The organism is Streptomyces sp. NPDC096205, from assembly GCF_044763135.1.
Lineage (GTDB): Bacteria > Actinomycetota > Actinomycetes > Streptomycetales > Streptomycetaceae > Streptomyces.
Map to the genome: position 1 here is coordinate 381,088 of NZ_JBIWFS010000009.1, position 18,983 is coordinate 400,070.

Consider the following 18,983-nt stretch of genomic DNA (forward strand, 5'->3'; position numbering starts at 1 on the left):
CGGACAGGCCCCGGGCGCCCCCTTGATGAGGAAACGAGCAATCACATGTATGGCAGAGCGCGCTCCTGGCGCGTAGCCGCCCTGGGGCGCAGAGTCGCCCTGGGGACATCGGCGGTCATGGTCGCCACGCTGCTCCAGGCGACGGCGTTCGCGCCGGCCGCCGAGGCGCAGGACACCGGCAAGGGACGGCCGGGGGTGTCCGAACCGGACAAGCCGGTCACGGGCACGTCCGTCACGAAGCTGAAGCCGCGCAAGGTCCAGAAGGGCCCGCGCACCCCCAAGGACAAGCCGAAGGCCGACTGGCCCGAGGCGGGTTCGGCTCTCGTCACGCTGAAGGAGCCGGCCGCCAGGGCCGGTGCCCCGGTCGCGGCCAAGGGTCTCCCTGTCGAGCTGAACACCCTCGCCAAGAAGGTGCGGTCGGCGACCGGCGGCACCATCGAGACGAAGGTCGTCGGCCACGCGGCCGCCGCGAAGGCCGGCCTCGACGGGGTGCTGTTCACCCTGCGGGCCAGGGACAAGGCGTCCTCCGGCACGGTCGGCGCCACCCTGGACTACGCCGACTTCGCCGAGGCGTACGGCGGCGCCTACGCCTCCCGGCTCACCCTGGTCGAGCTGCCCGCCTGTGCGCTGACCACGCCGAAGAAGAAGGCGTGCCGCACCACCACGCCGGTGGTCACCGACAACGACACCGAGGCGCAGACCCTCACCGCCCGCTCGGTCATGGTGAGCAGCGGCTCGCCGACCATGCTGGCCGCGGTCGCCTCGGACTCCGGCAAGACCGGCGACTACAAGGCGACCCCGCTGTCGCCGTCCTCCACCTGGAGCACCGACCTCAACACCGGTGACTTCAACTGGTCCTACGACATCCCGGTGCCCGAGGTGCCCGGCGACTTCGCCCCGCACGTGGGCCTGTCGTACTCCTCGGGGCAGATCGACGGACGGACCGGCAACACCAACAACCAGTCCTCCTGGGTCGGTGACGGCTTCGAGCTGTCGCCCGGCTTCATCGAGCGCCGCTACAAGCCGTGCGCCGACGACGGGCAGACGGCCGCCGACGGGGTGAACAAGCCCGGCGATCTGTGCTGGGGCTACGACAACGCCTACATCACCTTCAACGGCAAGGGCGGCGAGCTGGTTCCCACCGCCACCGCCGACGAGTTCCGCTTCCAGAAGGACGACGGCTCCCGCGTCACCCGCCTCAGGTCCACGGGCCGCGGCAACGGCGACAACGACGGCGAGTACTGGCGGGTGACCGACCCGCAGGGCAACCGCTTCTACTTCGGCTACAACCGGCTGCCCGGCTGGGTCGACGGCAAGGAGACCACCGACTCGACGTGGAACGTCCCCGTCTTCGGCGACGACTCCGGCGAGCCCTGCAACGCCTCCGCGTTCGCCGACTCCTGGTGCCAGCAGGCCTGGCGCTGGAACCTCGACTACGCCGTCGACACCCATGGCAACGCCATGGCGTACTACTACACCAAGGAGGACAATTCCTACGGCCGCAACCTCAAGGCCACGGACGACACCCCCTACACGCGCGGCGGCTACCTGGACCGCATCGAGTACGGCCTGAAGTCGTCCTCGATGTACGGCACTCCGGCACTGGCGAAGGTCGACTTCACCAGCTCCGAGCGGTGCATCCCCGACGCGAACACCACCTGCTCGTCGATCTCCACGGACTCGTTCTACTGGTACGACACCCCGTGGGACATGAACTGCACGGCGGGCACCGACTGCGACCAGGGCCGGCTCGCGCCGACCTTCTGGACCCGCAAGCGGCTGACCGGCATCACCGCGCAGGTCTACAACGCGGGCGCCTACAGCAAGGTCGACTCCTGGGCGCTGGCCCACCGCTGGGGCCAGGCCGACGTCGACTACCAGCTGCTGCTCGACTCGATCCAGCGCACCGGCCACACCGGCGCCACCGCGATCACCCTGCCGAAGACCACGCTGGCGTACACCCAGCTGGAGAACCGGCTCGACAAGGCCGGCGACGGCTACGCCCCGTTCGTCAAGGCGCGCCTGTCCACGGTCGCCGACGAGCACGGCGGCCAGATCGACGTCAACTACTCGACGTCGGCCTGCGACGCGGCCGCGCTGCCGACGCCGGAGACCAACACCACCCGCTGTTTCCCGCAGTTGCTGGGCGGCTCGGACACCGAGGCCCCGGAGCAGCACTGGTTCACCAAGTACGTCGTCACCTCGGTGACCGCCACCGACCGCACCGGCGGCGCGCCGGACAACGTCACCGCGTACGAGTACCTGGACGGCGCGGCCTGGCACTACGACGACGATGACGGTCTGACCAAGGAGAAGAACAAGACCTGGTCGCAGTGGCGCGGTTACGGCCACGTCCGGGTGAAGACGGGCGGCCAGGGCGGCGACGCGTATCTGAAGACGCAGGCGGACAGCTGGTTCCTGCGCGGCATGAACGGCGACCGGCTGAACAAGGACGGCGGCACCAAGTCCGTCAGCGTCGCCCTGGACACCGGTGAGGGCGCCGCGATCACCGACCACGAGTCGGCGGCCGGCTTCACCTACAAGACCGCCCAGTACTCCGGTCCGGGCGGCAAGGTCCTGCAGAAGACCGTCGAGCGGCCCTGGTACCACCAGACCGCCAAGAAGACGCGGTCCTGGGGCACGGTGACCGCCAACTACACCGGCACGGACGAGTCGCGGACGTGGACGTCGCTGGACGACGGTACGGGCGCCCAGTGGCGCACCACCCTGGTCGACACCACGTACGACACGGTCGCGGGCCGGGTCACCCAGGTCGACGACCAGGGCGACACCTCCGTCACCACCGACGACGTCTGCACCCGCACGACGTACGCCACGAACACCACCGACAACATCCTCACCCTGCCCTCGCGGGTGGAGACCGTCGCGGTGAAGTGCGCGACCACGCCGGACCGCAAGGCCCAGGTCGTCTCCGACGTGCGCAGCGCCTACGACGGGCTGGCCTACGGCACGGCGCCCACCAAGGGCGACGAGACCGCCACGGCGACGCTGACCAAGCACGACGGCACGACCGGCACCTACACGGAGACCGGCACCACCTTCGACGGCTACGGCCGCTCGACGGCCGTCACCGACCTGACGGCGAACGTCACCGCCACCGAGTCGACCGCCCCGGTGCGCACCGCGCGCACCGACGGCCTGACCAACACCACCGCGTACACGCCGGCCACCGGCTTCCCGACGACGGTCGTCACCACCACTCCGCCCGCCAAGGCCGGGGACTCGACCACCGTCCAGACGACCACCACCACCCTGGACCCGCTGCGCGGCCTGCCCACGCAGCAGAAGGACACCAACGGCAAGCTCAAGAACTTCACGTACGACGCGCTCGGCCGTGCCGACAAGGTGTGGCTGGCCGACCGGCAGACCACCCAGCTCCCGTCGTACGACTTCGACTACTTCATCGACGAGGGCAAGCCGATCGCGGTCCGCACCCTCACGCTGAACAACAGCGGCGGCCAGGTCGCCGCGTACACGCTGTACGACGGTTTGCTGCGCGCCCGCCAGACGCAGGACGTCGGCCCCGACGGCGGCCGGCTGCTGTCCGACACGTTCTACGACGAACGCGGCCTGGTCGCACGGGAGTGGGCCTCCTACTACACGACCGGCGCGCCGAACCGGGAGCTGTTCAAGCCCGCCGACGCCTTGAGCGTGGAGACGCAGATCTGGCACACGTACGACGGCCTGAACCGGGAGATCACGCAGAAGAAGGTCGCCGGCAACGGTGACGGCGGCGCCGACCTCGGCACCACCACGACCTCGTACAACGGCGACCGCACCACGGTGATCCCGCCGGTGGGCGGCACCGCGACGACGTCGCTGACCGACGCCCGCGGCCGGATCGTCGAGCTGCGCCAGCACACCTCGCGCAGCGCGACCGCCCCCTACGACGCGACCAGGTACCAGTACACGCCGTCGGGCAAGCTGTCGCAGGTCACGGACCCGGCGGGCAACAACTGGTTCTACGAGTACGACCTGCTCGGCAACCAGACCAGGTCCACCGACCCCGACCGCGGCCTCACGATCAGCACCTACGACGACCGCGGCCAGCTGCTCACCACCGAGGACGCCGAGCACCGGGTCCTCTACCACGTGTACGACCAGCTCGGCCGGGCGACCGAGCTGCGCGACACCAGCGCCACGGGCACCCTGCGCGCGTCCTGGACGTACGACACGCTCGCCGGGGCGAAGGGCTATCTGGCCTCCTCGACCCGGTATGTGAACGGCGCCCAGTACGTCAGCCGGATCACCATGTACGACCAGCAGTACCGGCCGCTGCGCACCTCGGTGACGATCCCGGCCACCGAGGGTGCCCTCGCCGGCACCTACCAGGCGGGCACCAGCTACCAGCCGTCCGGCCTGGTCGCGGGTGTGTCGTACTCGGCGGCGGGCGCGCTGCCGGGCGGCTCGTACAGCTACACGTACGACTCCGCCCTGCGGCCGGTGTCGATCCTGGGCGACGGCTTCCAGGCCGACACGACGTACTCCAACACGGGCAAGCCGCTGCAGTACGCCTTCGCCTCCACGGCGACGGGTGCGAAGAAGACCTGGGTCACCAACACCTACGAGTGGGGCACCCAGCGCCTGGCCACCTCCCGGGTGGACCGCCAGGACGTCGCCGGCGTCGACCGGGCCGACACCTTCGGCTACGACCAGGCGGGCAACGTCCTGTCGATGTCCGACGTCTCGCGCGCCGGCACCGACAACCAGTGCTTCGCCTACGACTACCTGCGCCGTCTGACCGAGGCGTGGACCGAGGGCGACACCAGCTGCTCGGCCGCCCCCGCCCAGTCGGTGGTCGGCGGTGTGGCGCCGTACTGGAACTCGTACAGCTACGACAAGACCGGCAACCGCAAGACGGAGACGCTGCACGCGTCCGGTGGGGACACCACCCGGTCGTACGTCTACCCGCCGGCCGGCGGCCCGCAGCCGCACACCCTCACGGAGGTCAACGAGACGAAGCCGTCCGGGACGTCGAAGACCAGCTACCTCTACGACGCCACCGGCAACACCACCGACCGCGTGATCAGCGGCACCACCCAGAAGCTGGTGTGGGACGCCGAGGGCCACGTCGTCAAGGTCACCCAGCCCGTCACGGGCAAGCCGGACGAGGTCACCGACTACGTCTACGACACCGAGGGCAACCGGCTCATCGCCCGCGGCCCGGCCGAGACCACGCTGTACGTCGGCAACACCGAGGTCGTCCTGCCCAAGGGCGCGACGACGGCCAAGGCCACCCGGTACATCGACCTCGGCAGCGGCAACCAGGCCGTGCAGTCCAACGACGGCTCGATCACCGTCACGGTCGCCGACCACGTCGGCACCGGCCAGCTCTCGGTGAAGACCGCCGATCTGTCGCTGTCGCAGCGCCGCACGCTGCCCTTCGGCGGCACCCGTGGCACCTCGACCGGCACCTGGACCGGCACCAAGGGCTTCGTCGGCGGCACCGACGACACGAAGACGACCGGTCTGACCCACCTCGGGGCGCGTGAGTACGACGCCTCGACGGGCCGGTTCATCTCGGTCGACCCGGTGATGGACGCCTACGACCCGCAGCAGATCAACGGGTACGCCTACAGCAACAACAGCCCTGTCACCTTCTCCGACCCCGACGGGCTGAAGTACTACCCCGTCTCCGGTCCGTGTGTCCCCGTGCCGACCTCGGGCTGCAAGTGGAAGGACGACGGCCCCGGCATCGCCACGAGCAGCAAGGGCTACTACGACAACGACGACAAGGGCAACACCACCGGGAACAACGGCAACGACGGCAAGGTCCAGGTCAAGGTCACCGTCGAGAACCAGCTCCCGGCGGCCTGCACCGGCCGGGACAACTTCCTCAACGCCATCCGGTGCACCACCGACGCGCCCTGGTACGACGCGCAGGAGGGCCGCGAGGTCATCAAGGTCCTGCTGCTGCCGGACACCCAGGCATGGAAGGAGTGCCTGACCGAGGGCAAGTGGAAGAGCTGCGCCTGGGCGTCGACCGACCTGCCCTGGCTCAAGGCCGCCAAGATCCTCAAGATCAACAAGCTGAAGAAGATCAAGGATCTCAAGGACGCCAAGAAGCTCCCGGGCTGCAACTGCTTCCTGGCCGGCACCGACGTCCTCATGGCCGACGGCGGCACCAAGGACATCGAGGACATCGTCCTCGGCGACAAGGTGCTCGCCACCGACCCGGAGACCGGCAGGACCAGCGCCCGTGAGGTCACCGCGACGATCGTCACCGACTCGGACAAGCACTTCACCGAGCTGACGATCGCCACGGGCCACGGCGAGGAACACCTCACCGCGACCTACGAGCACCCGTTCTGGTCCGTCTCGGAGCACGGCTGGATCGCGGCCGGCGACCTGAAGCCGGGCATGACCCTGCGCACCGACGACGGCCGCACGGTCGAGGTCACCGGCGCCCGCCAGTACACGGACCACGTGCGCACGTACAACCTCACCGTCGAGGGCGTGCACACGTACTACGCGCTGGCCGGCAGCACACCGATCCTGGTGCACAACTCGGACGGCGTGTGCGGAGTGTGGCGCGGCGAGTTCGACAAGCTGCCCAAGGGCAAGCAGGGCCACGTCCGTCTGATGCAGACGACCAAGGAACTGCGGACCGCCTTCGAGAAGTGGACGAACGGCGCCGAGAAGCTCCCGGCGCGCGGACCGAAGATCCCCGAGGTCTACAAGCTGGAGGACGGCACCGTGATCCAGTGGCGGCTCTCCTCCAAGTCCGGCGGAGAGACAATCGACATCACTCCGCCCAAGGGCAAGCCGATGAAGGTGCACCTCCCGGAGGAATGAGATCCGAGGAATGACGAGCTGATGAAGGAAGAAGAGATCTACCGCGAGCTCCTCGAAGAGGGGCTGGACGACTGGATCATGGTCGACCAGGTGCTGTACCTGGCGGGTGAGCTCGCCGAACAGTCCGGGGAGCCGCCCCGGGAGGTCACCGAGCGGGTCCTGACGCACCTGGTGCGCGGCGGCCTGATGAACGTGGGCGACCTCGGGGAGACCGGGTTCGAGGCCTGGTCCGGCGACGCGGACAGCGTGGTCCGCCGGGTCCTGGAGTCCCTCGACGCGGTGGACTGGCACCCCGCCGGCGGCGGCTGCTGGCTCGCCAACACCCCGGCCGGCGACCGTGAGGCCTCCGGCGGCACGCGGTAGCTCCGGCTGACACAGGGGCCCCTGCCAGGATTTCCTGGTGGGGGCCCTTGCCGTTTCCTGTCCGCTCGTCGTGGAGGAGAGCTGCCTGATGAACACCCTGGACCGGGCGACGGCCCGCGTATGGCTCGGCACCGCGCTGGAGGAGGCCCGCGCCGGACTGGCCGAGGGCGGCATCCCGATCGGGGCCGCGCTCTACGGCCCCGACGGCACCCTGCTGGGGCGCGGCCACAACCGCCGGGTCCAGGACGACGACCCGTCCCTGCACGCGGAGACCGCGGCCTTCCGGGCGGCCGGCCGGCAGCGGTCGTATCGCGGGACGACGATGGTGACGACCCTCTCCCCCTGCTGGTACTGCTCGGGGCTGGTGCGCCAGTTCGGCATCTCCCGCGTGGTGGTCGGCGAGGCGGAGACCTTCCGGGGCGGGCACGACTGGCTGGCCTCGCACGGCGTGGAGATCGTGCTGCTGGACGACACCGAGTGCGCCGGGCTCATGCGTGACTTCGTCGCCCGGCATCCCGCGCTGTGGAACGAGGACATCGGGGAGGACATCGGGGAGAGCTAGTCCCCGAACGACTCGATCAGGCGTTCGAAGCGGTCCCGCCAGCCCCGCTCCGTCTCGCCCTCGCCCTGGAACTCGTGGGTGAAGCGCAGCGCGCTTCCCGACTCGCCGTCGCGCTCCAGATGGAAGCGGATACGGCCGCCGGCCTCCACGGTGTACTCGGCGACCCGGTCCACGTCCCACGCGGTGACCCGCCCCGAGCCCAGCCCGCGCAGCCCGACCGCGCCGCCGAGCCGGGGTTCGAGGGTGTCCACCGGGGCCAGCCAGCCCGCGAGGCCCTCCGGGGTGGACAGCGCGGGCCAGACCGACTCCATGGGCCGGGGAAGCCGCACCAGGAAATGCAGGATGTGCGTGTTCCCGTGGGTCTGGCTGGTGCCCTGCTCGATGGCTCCGGTCTTTCCGGTCATGCCTCCAGCGTGACTCAGAAGCCCACGGAGTGCAGCGCGCCCAGGCCGACGTCGGCGTAGGAGTGCTTGCCGGAGAAGAGGATGTTCACGCCGTAGTAGTTGAACAGCCACGTGGCGAAGGCGAACAGGGCGAGCCAGGCGGCCTTGCGGCCCTTCCAGCCGGCCGTGGCGCGGGCGTGGAGGTAGCCGGCGTAGGCGACCCAGGTGATGAAGGACCAGGTCTCCTTGGGGTCCCAGCCCCAGTAGCGGCCCCAGGCGTCACCGGCCCAGATGGCGCCCGCGATGATCGTGAAGGTCCACAGCGGGAAGACCGCCGCGTTGACGCGGTAGGAGAACTTGTCCAGGGAAGCCGCGGAGGGCAGCCGGTCCAGGACGGAGTGGGCGAAGCTGCCGGGCTTGCCGCCGCCGGCCAGCTTGTTCTCGTACGAGTCCTTGAACAGGTACAGGATCGTCGTGACCGCGCCGATGTAGAACACCGCGCCGCAGAAGATCGCCGTCGAGACGTGGATGTACAGCCAGTACGAGTCGAGGGCGGGAACCAGCTGGTCGCTGGCGGTGTACAGGACCTTGACGGCGATGCCGAGGTCGAGGAGGACCGAGGTGATCAGGAACAGGCCGATCCAGCGGACGTTCTTCTTCAGCGCCAGCAGCCCGAGGTACACCCCGACGGCCACCGTGGAGAAGGTGATGTTGAACTCGTACATGTTGCCCCACGGCGCCCGCTGCACCGACCAGGCGCGGGCGAGCACCCCGCCGAACGCCAGCAGGAAGCCGAGCACCGTGAGGGAGATGGCGATACGGCCGTAGAGGTCGCCCTGCTCGTCACCGCCGTGCGCCCCCGGGCCGTCGGGCACGTCACGGGTGCCGGACGCAGCCCGCACGGTCACCTTGGGCCGCTCCAGGACCGCGGTGCCGCCCGCCTTGTTCACCGTCACCGCCGGGGCGGACTGCTGCTGCGCGGTGAGCGCGGCGGCCGTGCGGCCGACCTTGCTGCGGCTGCCGAAGGTCCATTCGGCGATGTAGGCGAGGAAGGCCAGGGTGTAGACGGCCATCGCGGAGTAGATCAGCGTGTTGCTGAGGTTCGCGAGGTTCTCGTTGGTCGCGGCGGCCAGATCGCTCGCGGCGGCGAAGTTCACGGCTTGTCAGCCCCTTCGGCAGGTGCGGCTTCGTTCTCGGGTTCGGGGGCGCCGGGCGCCTTCCGGTACAGGGCGTCGGCGAGCTCGCCCAGCTCCTCGGGCAGCTTCGCGGACTCGCTGCGGCCGAGGCCGGCCATCTCGACGACCGTCACTCCGTCGTCGCCGGTGGTGGCCCGCACCCAGACGCGGCGGCGCTGGATGAAGAGGGAGCCCGCGAGGCCCGCGATCGCGGCGAGGGCGCCGACCAGCGCCCAGCCGCCGCCCGGCTGCTGCACGATCTGGAAGCCGGCCCATTCCCGGGTCTCCTTCTCGTACGTGATGGAGCCGTAGCCGCCGGGGAGCGTCAGGGTGTCACCGGGGCGCAGCTGCTTCTTCAGCAGGCCGCCCTTGGCGTCCTTGAACTCCTTCATGTGCGTCTTGTCCAGCTGGTACACGTTCTTCGGGATGCCGGAGTTCACGCCGAGGTCGCCGTGGTAGGCGTTGACGGCCATCATCGGGCTGATCAGCGCGGGGAACGCGGAGACCATCTGGCCCTGGCTGTACGTCGGCAGGAACCAGATCTGGAAGCCGAGCTGGTCGCTCCTGCCCTCGGGGTCCTTGTAGCCGTCCATGACCCGGACGACGCCGGAGGAGGTGACGTTGGCGTCCTGCGGGAGCAGCGGGACCGCGTCCTGGAAGACGATGTTCCCCTTGCCGTCGCGGACCGTGATGACGGGCGCGTAGCCGTGGCTGACGAGGTAGGCCTTGGCGTCGCCGATGTGCAGCGGCTCGTTGACCTCGACGGTGGTCTTCTTCTCCTTGCCGTCGGCGCCCTCGCTGTAGGTGAGGTCGGCCTCGTAGGTGCGGGGGGTGCCGCGGTTGGGGCCGGTGAGCTCGTAGGTGCCGGTGAAGCGGTCCAGCTTGAAGCTGAAGGGTTCCAGATCGTCGTTCTGGAAGAGGCTGCCGGACTTGAAGTCGTCGTACTGCGAGAGCGTGTTGGAGAAGCCGTCGCCCTCGACGATCAGCTTGTTGCCCTCGGACTTGAACAGCTGGCCCCAGGCGAAGGCGACCAGCATCACGATCAGCGCGATGTGGAAGGCGAGGTTGCCGGCCTCGCGCAGATAGCCCTTCTCCGCGGCGACCGCGTCCCCGGCGATGTGCGCGCGGTAGCGGCGCCCCTTCAGCAGGCCGAGCGCGGCCTCGCGGACCTCGTCGGGCGTGGCCCCGGTGCGCCAGGTGGTGTGCGCGGGCAGCCGGGTCAGCCGCTTGGGCGCGGCCGGCGGGCGGCCGCGGAGCTGGCCGACGAACTGCCAGGTGCGCGGGACGATACAGCCGATGAGGGAGACGAACAGCAGGATGTAGATCGCGGAGAACCACACCGAGCTGTAGACGTGGAAGAGGCCGAGCTTGTCGTAGACCGGCGCGAGGGTGGTGTGCCGCTGCCGGAAGTCCTCGACCTGGGTGATGTCGACGCCGGTCTGCGGGATGACCGAGCCGGGGATCGCGGCGAGCGAGAGCAGCAGGAGCAGCAGCAGCGCGACCCGCATGGAGGTCAGCTGCCGCCAGAACCAGCGCAGCCAGCCGATCACCCCGAGGGCGGGCAGGCCGGTCGCGGCCTCCTCCTGGGGTGCGGTGGACAGCTGGGAGCCGGCGGCATCGAGGTCCTGGTCCTCACGGGTGCCGGGTGTCGTCTTGCTCATGGATCAGATCCCCACAGTGAAGCCGTCGGACCAGGTCTGCATCTCGCGCACCAGACTGTCCCACGCGCCGGTCAGCAGCAGCACACCGGTCAGGATCATCATCGTGCCGCCGATGCGCATGACCCACACATAGTGGCGCTTGATCCAGCCGAAGGCGCCGAGCGCCTTGCGGAAGGCGACCGCGGCGAGCACGAACGGGATGCCGAGGCCGAGGCAGTAGGCGACGGTCAGTATCGCGCCGCGCCCGGCGCTGGCCTGCTCCATGGCGAGAGTCTGCACGGAGGCGAGGGTCGGGCCGATGCAGGGCGTCCAGCCGATGCCGAACAGGGCGCCGAGCAGCGGCGCGCCGAGCAGGCCGGTCGTGGGCCGCTTGTGGAAGCGGAACTCGCGCTGGGTCAGCCAGGGCATCAGGCCCATGAAGAACACGCCCATGAGGATCATGAGCACGCCCAGCACCTTGGAGAGCACGGCCTGGTGCTCGCGCAGGGTGTAGCCGAAGAAGCCGAACAGCGCCCCGCCGGAGACGAACACGACGGTGAAGCCGAGCACGAACAGCGAGGCGCCCGCGACCATCCGCCCGCGCCGGGCCTCGGCCAGGTCGGTGCCGCTGACGCCGGTGACGTAGGAGAGGTAGCCGGGGACGAGCGGCAGGACGCAGGGGGAGAAGAAGGAGACGAGGCCGCCGAGGACCGCGAGCGGCAGCGCGAGCAGCAGCGCGCCGTGCATCACGGTGTCGTTCGGGTCGGTGGCCGCGGCCAGGGTGGACAGCGCGGTCACGTCACTTCTCCGCGAGGACCGGCTCGATCATGCCGCGCAGCTTGTCCTCGCTGAGCGGCTGCAGCGCACGCGCCGCGATCTTTCCCTCGCGGTCGATGACCAGCGTGGAGGGCACGAGCTGCGGGTTGAGCGTGCCCTTCTTGAAGCGGAGCATCAGCTTGCCGGTCGGGTCGTACAGGCTCGGGTAGGTGATGCCCCACTCCTTCTCGAAGGCGAGGGCGGGGACCGTGCTGGTGTCGCGGGTGTTGATGCCGACGAACTCGACGCCCTGGCCCTTGACGCCCCGGTAGACCTTCTCGAAGTTCTTCGCCTCGACGCGGCAGGGGCCGCACCAGGAGCCCCACACATTGACCACGAGGACCTTGCCCTTGTAGTCGGCGGTGCTCAGCGGCTTGCCCTCCAGCGTCTCGCCGTCGAGCTCGGGCGCGGCGGCCCGCTCGCCCTTCGCCGCGGTGGCGATGCCGTCGTCACCGGTGACGAAGTTGGTGCTGCCGCCCCCGCCGGACGTCCCCCCGGAGGTGCAGGCGGACAGTGCCAGCGCGGTGACGACGGCACCGGCGGCGAGCAGGGTGGTACGGCTGGCGGCACTCATGTGAAAAGTTTCGCATGTCCGTTCCGGGGATCTTGCGCACCCCCCTCGCGGGCGCAAAGCCGCATTTCACAGCCGCTTCCAGCCCTCTGCGGGCGCCTGTCCGACACCCAGGGTGCGCAAGCTGTCGAGCACCTCGGGCCGCTGCACGTCCAGCCAGTCGGTGAACTGCCGGAAGGACACAAGCCGTACGTCCTTCTGGCCGGCCATGTGCTTGAGCGCCTCCTCGACGGCGTCCATGTAGATGCCGCCGTTCCACTGCTCGAAGTGGTTGCCGATGAAGAAGGGTGCCCGGTTTGTCTCGTACGCCCGCTTGAAGCCGGATATGTAGGCCTGCGCGGCCTGTTCACGCCAGGCCGGGTAGTTGTACGCGGGCGCGTTGGTGGAGTTCAGCGACTGGTTGGCGAGCATGTTGTAGTCCATCGAGAGGACCTCGAAGCTCCGCCCGGGGAAGGGCACCTGCTGGAGCGGCAGGTCCCATATGCCCTGCTTCTTCGTCGGCCAGACCTGGAGGCCGCCGGGCGAGGAGGCGTCGTAGCGCCAGCCCAGCTCGCGGGCGACGGGCAGCAGGTTGTCCTGGCCGAGCAGACAGGGCGTACGGCCGCCGACGAGCTCCTTGTCGTAGTCGAAGGGCAGCGACGGCAGGTCGGTCCAGCCGGTGTTCGTGCGCCACTGCTTCACGAACGACTTCGCCTGGTCGATCTCGCTGCGCCACTGCTGGGGCGTCCAGTGGGCGACCGAGCCGTGGCCCTCGCCGCAGAAGTGGCCGTTGAAGTGGGTGCCTATCTCGTGCCCCTCGAGCCAGGCCCGGCGCACGCCGTCGAGCGTCATCCTGATGTGCTCGTCGGTGAGGTAGCCGATGTCGGAGGCGCCGCGCTGGTTGTTCGGGGGGTCGTAGAGCCGCTTCTTCGACTCGGGCAGCAGATACAGCCCGGAGAGGAAGAAGGTCATGGACGCGCCGTGCTCCTTGGCGAGGTCCAGGAAACGCGGGAAGAGGCCGTTGCCGACCTCGCCCGCGCCGTCCCAGGAGAAGACGACGAACTGCGGCGGGGTCTCGCCGGGCTCCAGCGGGACGGGCCGCTCCGGCTGGTGGGGCTGCCTGCCGGTGAAGGACGTCGAACCGTCCCCGATGGGGCGGACGGTGGGAGTCGGGCTGCCGGTCGGCCGGTGCTGCACGGAACCGGGACCGGGCGCGGCCCCGTCCGAGGAGTTGTGGGTGCCGCAGCCGGCCAGTGAGGCCGCCGCGGCAGCGCCCGCACCGAGTCCGAGCGCTCCCCTGCGGGTGAGAGTGCGCATGGCGCCCCCCGTTCGTCGTTCTTCTGAGGTGGTCACTCACTCAGAGGGCACGACGAACGAGGGGGTTCCTGCGCTATTTCCCGGTTTTGTAACGATCGACCACTTAGGCCCCGAAGGCCTTGTCCTTCCCCTTCACCGGCTTGGCGCCGGCGCGCAGGTGGGCGGGGACCAGGTCGATGGCCGGTTCGCTGTAGCCGACGGAGACGATCCGGTCGCCCGCGTAGGTGAAGGACGTCAGCGAGGCGAGCGTGCACTGCCGCTTGCGCGGGTCGTGCCACAGGCGCCGCTTCTCGACGAAGGAGCGCACGATCCAGATCGGCAGCTGGTGGCTGACCAGCACGGCCTCGTGCCCGCGCGCGGCGTCCTTGGCGGCGTCCAGCGCGCCCATCATCCGCACCACCTGGTCGACGTACGGCTCGCCCCAGGACGGCTTGAACGGGTTGACCAGGTGCTTCCAGTTGGCCGGCTTCTTCAGGGCGCCGTCGCCGACGCCGAAGGTCTTGCCCTGGAAGACGTTGTCCGCCTCGATCAGCCGGGCGTCCGTGGCGATGTCCAGGCCGTGCGCCTTGGCGATCGGCGTCGCGGTCTGCTGCGCCCGCTCCAGCGGGGAGGAGCAGACGTACGTGATGTCGCGGGAGGCCAGATGGTCGGCGACCCGCTCGGCCATCTTCCGGCCCAGCTCGGAGAGGTGGTAGCCGGGCAGGCGGCCGTAGAGGATGCCGTCGGGGTTGGCGACCTCGCCGTGCCGCATCACATGGACGACGGTGATGTCCTTCTCGCTGCTCACGCGGTGGCCTCCGCCGCGGCTCGGGCCGCCGCCGGGAGGGCGTCGGCGATCTTCTGGATCGCGCGCTCGTCGTGCGCGGTGGACACGAACCAGGACTCGAAGGACGACGGCGGCAGATACACGCCCTGCGCCAGCATCGAGTGGAAGAACGCGTTGAAGCGGAAGGACTCCTGGCGGCGGGCGTCCTCGTAGTCGCGCACCTCACGGTCGGTGAAGAACACCGAGAACATGTTGGAGGCGGTCTGCAGCCGGTGGGCCACGCCCTCCTTGGTCAGCGCCTCGGTCACGAGCGCCTGGATCTGCTTCGACACGCCGTTCAGGGTGTCGTAGGCCGCGTCGTCGAGGAGCCGCAGCTGGGCGAGGCCCGCCGCGGTGGCGACCGGGTTCCCGGAGAGGGTGCCGGCCTGGTAGACGGGCCCGGCGGGGGCGAGGTGGGCCATGACGTCGGCGCGCCCGCCGAAGGCCGCGGCCGGGAAGCCGCCGCCCATGACCTTGCCGAAGGTGATCAGGTCGGGGACGACGCCCTCGACGCCGTACCAGCCGGCGCGGCTGGTGCGGAAGCCGGTCATGACCTCGTCGGAGATGAACAGCGCGCCGTTCTTCTCGCACGCGTCCTTCAGGCCCTGGTTGAAGCCGGGCAGCGGCGGGACGACGCCCATGTTGCCGGGCGAGGCCTCCGTGATCACACAGGCGATCTCGCCGGGGTGCCGGTGGAAGGCCTCCTGCACGGCCTCCAGGTCGTTGTACGGCAGCACGATCGTGTCGCCCGCCTGGGCGCCGGTGACACCGGGGGTGTCGGGCAGCGCGAAGGTGGCGAGGCCACTGCCGGCCGCGGCGAGGAGCGAGTCGACGTGCCCGTGGTAGCACCCGGCGAACTTGATCACCTTGGACCGCTGGGTGAACCCGCGGGCGAGGCGGATCGCCGACATGGTCGCCTCGGTGCCGCTGGAGACGAGCCGCACCTGGTCGACCGGCTCGACCCGGGCGACGATCTCCTCGGCGAGCGCGACCTCGCCCTCACCGGGCGTACCGAAGGAGGTGCCGCGCGCGACGGCCTCCTGCACGGCGGCGATGACCTCGGGGTGCGCGTGGCCGAGGATCATCGGGCCCCAGGAGCACACCAGGTCGACGTACTCGCGCCCGTCCGCGTCGGTCATGTACGGCCCGGTGCCGGACACCATGAACCGGGGCGTGCCGCCCACGGCACGGAAGGCCCGCACCGGGGAGTTCACGCCGCCCGGCGTGACGGCCGCCGCACGGTCGAACAGCGCCTGCGAGACGGGTGCTTCGTATGGATATGGCAGTTCGCTCATGACCTGCGACTTCTCCGACTTCTCGGACTCCGGTGGGCAGTGACGTGTTCAGGGTAGGCCGCGCCCCCGGTCGATCGGTCATCCGCCGCCGGGGAATGCATCTGCGAAACTGAGAGCTGACACACACACGTCATTCGGACGATCGTTGTCAGGGGCTGCAAAGATCCTGCGGACAGGAGTTCCCACCGCACGTTTCGGCGGGCAACCGTGGGGGAGGTCACTGACACGATGATCGGGTTGCGCGGCGGGGGCCACGCGTCCTAGAAAAGCAGTCGGGTGGAGATATGCATCGCGGTGGCGGACTGGGCGAGGGGACTGACGATCTGGGTCCTCGACGTGCCCGGCGGGGAAGGCACCGGCGCGACGCGGAGGAAACGACCGAGGCACGGCAGGCCCAGGGCGGGCACAGGGAGCCCGAGCGGATCGACCAGCGCGTCGAGGGGCTCCGGGCGGGGAGCAGGAATGGTGGTCGGGTGGGGGTGACGTACAAGTACTTCGGCGCGCCGGACGGCGCGACCGCGGCCCGCGTCCCGATCTCGATGCGCCCCGAGGAACTCGGCGGCGACGAGCTCGGCATGAACGGCATGTTCACCAAGATCAAGCCCGAGACGATGGCCGCGATGGTCCTGACCGGCATCGAGGGCGTCCCCCTGCACAAGGTCCCCCCGCTCGAACTCGTCGTCCTCCACCCCGACTACGCCGTCGTCAAACTCCCCATGACCGTCGTCGACCCCCTGCGCGACATCGGCGAGGAGGCCGTCGGCGCGGCGGCCTTCATCTGGTCGACGGTCCCGGACCGCGGCGGCCCGCGGGACGCGTTCAACGTGTACCAGCTGCTGCACGAGTGGCAGGACTTCTCCAAGCGGCTGCACGAGGCGGGGCATCAGCCGTACTGCCTGGTCTGGCCCTGACCCGCCGGCCCGCTGCGAACGGAGCGCAGGCGCTCCTCCACAGGAAAGAAGTGCATGAAGCTCCTGATCCTCGGCGCGACCGGCCCCACCGGCCGCCATGTCGTCGATGCGGCCCTGCGGTCCGGCGACCAGGTCACCGCCCTGGTCCGCAACCCAGCGGGACTGGGCGAGTCGGCCGACCGGGTGACCGTGCTGACCGGGGACGCGACCTCCCGCTCCGACGTCTCAGGCGCTCTGGCCGGGCAGGACGCCCTCGTCTCCGCCCTCGGCCGGGGCAGGTCCGTGGTCGCCGACGGCTTGTTCACCCGCGCCTCGGCGGCCGCGCTCGCCGCCGCCGAGGAGACCGCCGTGTCGCGTCTGGTCTGGCTGTCGTCCTTCGGCGTCGGTCACACCTTCCCGTGGTCGAGCCTGACGCAGAAGCTGATGTACGCCACGCTGCTGCGCTCCCTGTACGCCGACAAGGAGATCGCCGACGACGACATCCGCTCCAGCGGCCTGGACTGGACGCTGGTCTACCCGACCCGGCTCACCAACGGCCCGGCCCGGGGCAGCTACCACGCGGACGACCGGCTGCCGATGAAGGGCAGCCCGACGATCAGCCGCGCGGACGTCGCCGCCTTCATGCACCGGGCGGCCCACGGCAGCGAGTGGGTGCACCGTACGGCGGTCATCTCCGACTGAGACCGCCCGCCGGGCCTTCCCATCTGATCTCGCCCTCGTGTCAGAGGCCGGTGGGCGTCAGGCCGGCGGCACGAGCGACGGCCGCGGAGGCGTGATGCTCCGGGTGGACATGGGCGCGTACCACCCGCACATCTCGCTCCGGCAGCCAGGCGACCAGGCCTCGGGCGGCCTCCGTCGCCACGCCGTGCCCTTGCCAGGGCGTGCCGACCACCCAGGCCACCTCGGCGACGGGCCCGCGCTCGGAGTCGGCGACCGTCGCCTGCACCGTCCCGGCCAGGCGTCCCTCCTCCCGGAGCCGGATCACCCAGTTCCACCACGTCACCGACGGATCGGGCGAGCCGGCCACCAGGCGCTCGTAGCGCGCGTGCAGCGCCTCGGCCGAGTGCGGGGCGCCTCCGATGAAGGCGTGCAGCGCCGGGTCGGAGAGCACCTCGGCCATCTCCCGCGCGTACTCGACCGCGAGCGGTACGAGGCTCAGTCGGGCGGTCTCGATCGGCGCGATCCTCAGGAAGTCCACGCCGCCGATTCCATCAGGTCGTCCCCCGCCCGAGCCAGGCGAGTCGGAGGGACGTGGCACCAGGCATCAGGGCGTGGCCCCGCTGTCATGGCGCCTCGCCCTCGCGGCCGGGGCGCCTCCCGCCCCGCCCGGGTCGGACGATCCTGCACCCCCGCCCCGCCCGCCTCACACGATCCGGCGGACCCCGTACCCTGCCGCGCGGTCGGCTGCGCGGAGAGTCTCGGTGACGCCGTTGCCGTTGCCGTCGGTGGCCGCCGGGGCGAGGTCCACGTAGGCGTCGGGCAGGTGGCGGGCCAGGGCGTCGGCCATGCCCCGGGTGCAGGTCCGGGCGCCGACGATCAGGAAACGGCTGTGGCTGCGGGCCAGTTCGGCCGCGGCCACCGCGAGGTTGCCGTCGTCCAGGTACACCAGGTGCGCATGGGCGAGCCAGGGCGCGAGGGCACGGGCGGCGCGGGCGGTGCCGGTGCCGTACTCGCCCACCGAGACCAGACAGACGGTGTCCTCGTCGCCGTGGCCCGGTGACTCCCAGGCCACGGGACGGGTCAGCGCGCCCGGCACGAGGTCGGGGCGTGGCCAGTAGGGGCGTGGCACGGTGCCCACTCTGATGTGGAAGGGCCGGTCCGTGGCGGCCGCGGCCCGCACGACCGCCCGGGTCTCCGCGTCCCCGCAGGGCGCGGCCAGTGTCACCCCCTCCAGGCGCCGTAACACCTGATAGTCCTCCAGAAAACCGGCGTACGGCGTGACCACGCTCGCGCCGGCCTCGAGCAGCCGGGCACGCAGCCCCAGGTTGCCCGCGGTGCCCAGGCCGCGTGGCCCCGGGCCGGTGCAGACGAACGGGCGGAACCCGGCCGCGACCATGCCCGAGACGACGTCCACCATCGCGGAGGCGACGCCGGCCAGGCCGAAGAAGCGGTCGGGGTGACGCAGCTCGAAGGGGTGGTCGGTGCGCCCCGGTGAGGCGTCCAGACACACGATCCGGCCGTCGTGCCGGGCGAGTGCGGTGAGTTCGTTGCGGTAGGCCTCGTAGCCGGACAGGCTCATCGCCTCACCCGGGTGCCCCGCGCGGTCCACACCCCGGGACGGGGTGCCCGACGCGTCGCCGCGGTGGCTCCGAACGGATTCATGACCTCGACTCCACTCCCTCCAGCGGAA

15 protein-coding genes are annotated in these 18,983 nt (G+C 70.4%); 5 read left to right on the forward strand and 10 right to left on the reverse strand.

Features of this window, described 5'->3' with window-relative positions; translation table 11 throughout:
* Nucleotides 1–117: 117 nt before the first annotated feature.
* The 3 genes from ACIQ6Y_RS31385 to ACIQ6Y_RS31395 all read left to right on the forward strand — a co-directional run bounded on the left by ACIQ6Y_RS31385 (nt 118) and on the right by ACIQ6Y_RS31395 (nt 7,741).
* Entirely contained in the window at nt 118–6,816 is a 6,699-nt protein-coding gene (locus ACIQ6Y_RS31385) for a polymorphic toxin-type HINT domain-containing protein (RefSeq protein WP_404044003.1), read from the forward strand.
* A gap of 21 nt (nt 6,817–6,837) precedes the next feature.
* The gene (locus tag ACIQ6Y_RS31390) at nt 6,838–7,179 is read left to right on the forward strand and encodes a hypothetical protein (protein WP_404044005.1); all 342 of its coding nucleotides are present in this window, start codon (nt 6,838–6,840) and stop codon (nt 7,177–7,179) included.
* 88 nt (nt 7,180–7,267) lie between these two features.
* Complete coding sequence (locus ACIQ6Y_RS31395) at nt 7,268–7,741, forward strand: nucleoside deaminase (protein ID WP_404044007.1); 474 nt, start codon at nt 7,268–7,270, stop codon at nt 7,739–7,741.
* Here the strand turns inward: ACIQ6Y_RS31395 and ACIQ6Y_RS31400 are convergent.
* The 8 genes from ACIQ6Y_RS31400 to hemL all read right to left on the reverse strand — a co-directional run bounded on the left by ACIQ6Y_RS31400 (nt 7,738) and on the right by hemL (nt 15,722).
* Complete coding sequence (locus ACIQ6Y_RS31400; RefSeq protein ID WP_404044009.1) at nt 7,738–8,145, reverse strand: SRPBCC domain-containing protein; 408 nt, start codon at nt 8,143–8,145, stop codon at nt 7,738–7,740. The two genes, ACIQ6Y_RS31395 and ACIQ6Y_RS31400, sit on opposite strands and share 4 nt — an antisense overlap.
* Nucleotides 8,146–8,159: 14 nt before the next feature.
* Nucleotides 8,160–9,197, reverse strand: a complete 1,038-nt coding sequence (gene ccsB / locus ACIQ6Y_RS31405) for a c-type cytochrome biogenesis protein CcsB (RefSeq protein ID WP_404044191.1) — start codon at nt 9,195–9,197, stop codon at nt 8,160–8,162.
* An 80-nt stretch (nt 9,198–9,277) separates the two neighbouring features.
* Nucleotides 9,278–10,960: a cytochrome c biogenesis protein ResB gene (locus ACIQ6Y_RS31410; protein WP_404044011.1), complete on the reverse strand. Its 1,683-nt coding sequence runs from the start codon at nt 10,958–10,960 to the stop codon at nt 9,278–9,280.
* A gap of 3 nt (nt 10,961–10,963) precedes the next feature.
* Nucleotides 10,964–11,737, reverse strand: a complete 774-nt coding sequence (locus ACIQ6Y_RS31415; protein WP_404044013.1) for a cytochrome c biogenesis CcdA family protein — start codon at nt 11,735–11,737, stop codon at nt 10,964–10,966.
* A 1-nt stretch (nt 11,738) separates the two neighbouring features.
* Nucleotides 11,739–12,329 (reverse strand): TlpA family protein disulfide reductase, encoded by a 591-nt coding sequence (locus ACIQ6Y_RS31420; RefSeq protein WP_404044015.1) that lies wholly within the window; start codon nt 12,327–12,329, stop codon nt 11,739–11,741.
* A 66-nt stretch (nt 12,330–12,395) separates the two neighbouring features.
* The gene (locus tag ACIQ6Y_RS31425) at nt 12,396–13,622 is read right to left on the reverse strand and encodes a hypothetical protein (protein ID WP_404044017.1); all 1,227 of its coding nucleotides are present in this window, start codon (nt 13,620–13,622) and stop codon (nt 12,396–12,398) included.
* 103 nt (nt 13,623–13,725) lie between these two features.
* On the reverse strand, nt 13,726–14,373 hold the full coding sequence (locus tag ACIQ6Y_RS31430; protein ID WP_404044193.1) for a histidine phosphatase family protein: 648 nt from the start codon (nt 14,371–14,373) through the stop codon (nt 13,726–13,728).
* Between the two features lie 32 nt (nt 14,374–14,405).
* Entirely contained in the window at nt 14,406–15,722 is a 1,317-nt protein-coding gene (hemL, locus tag ACIQ6Y_RS31435) for a glutamate-1-semialdehyde 2,1-aminomutase (protein ID WP_404044019.1), read from the reverse strand.
* A 284-nt stretch (nt 15,723–16,006) separates the two neighbouring features.
* Between hemL and ACIQ6Y_RS31440 the strand changes: the two genes are divergently transcribed.
* Together ACIQ6Y_RS31440 and ACIQ6Y_RS31445 are read left to right on the forward strand one after the other, a co-directional pair.
* Nucleotides 16,007–16,633 (forward strand): hypothetical protein, encoded by a 627-nt coding sequence (locus ACIQ6Y_RS31440; protein ID WP_404044021.1) that lies wholly within the window; start codon nt 16,007–16,009, stop codon nt 16,631–16,633.
* Between the two features lie 54 nt (nt 16,634–16,687).
* Entirely contained in the window at nt 16,688–17,314 is a 627-nt protein-coding gene (locus tag ACIQ6Y_RS31445) for an NAD(P)-dependent oxidoreductase (protein ID WP_404044023.1), read from the forward strand.
* Nucleotides 17,315–17,354: 40 nt separating this feature from the next.
* Here ACIQ6Y_RS31445 and ACIQ6Y_RS31450 read toward each other — a convergent pair whose 3' ends face one another.
* Nucleotides 17,355–17,831: a GNAT family N-acetyltransferase gene (locus tag ACIQ6Y_RS31450; RefSeq protein ID WP_404044025.1), complete on the reverse strand. Its 477-nt coding sequence runs from the start codon at nt 17,829–17,831 to the stop codon at nt 17,355–17,357.
* Between the two features lie 165 nt (nt 17,832–17,996).
* A complete protein-coding gene (locus ACIQ6Y_RS31455; protein ID WP_404044027.1) occupies nt 17,997–18,872 on the reverse strand; it encodes a transketolase in 876 nt (291 codons plus the stop codon).
* Nucleotides 18,873–18,983: the final 111 nt, after the last annotated feature.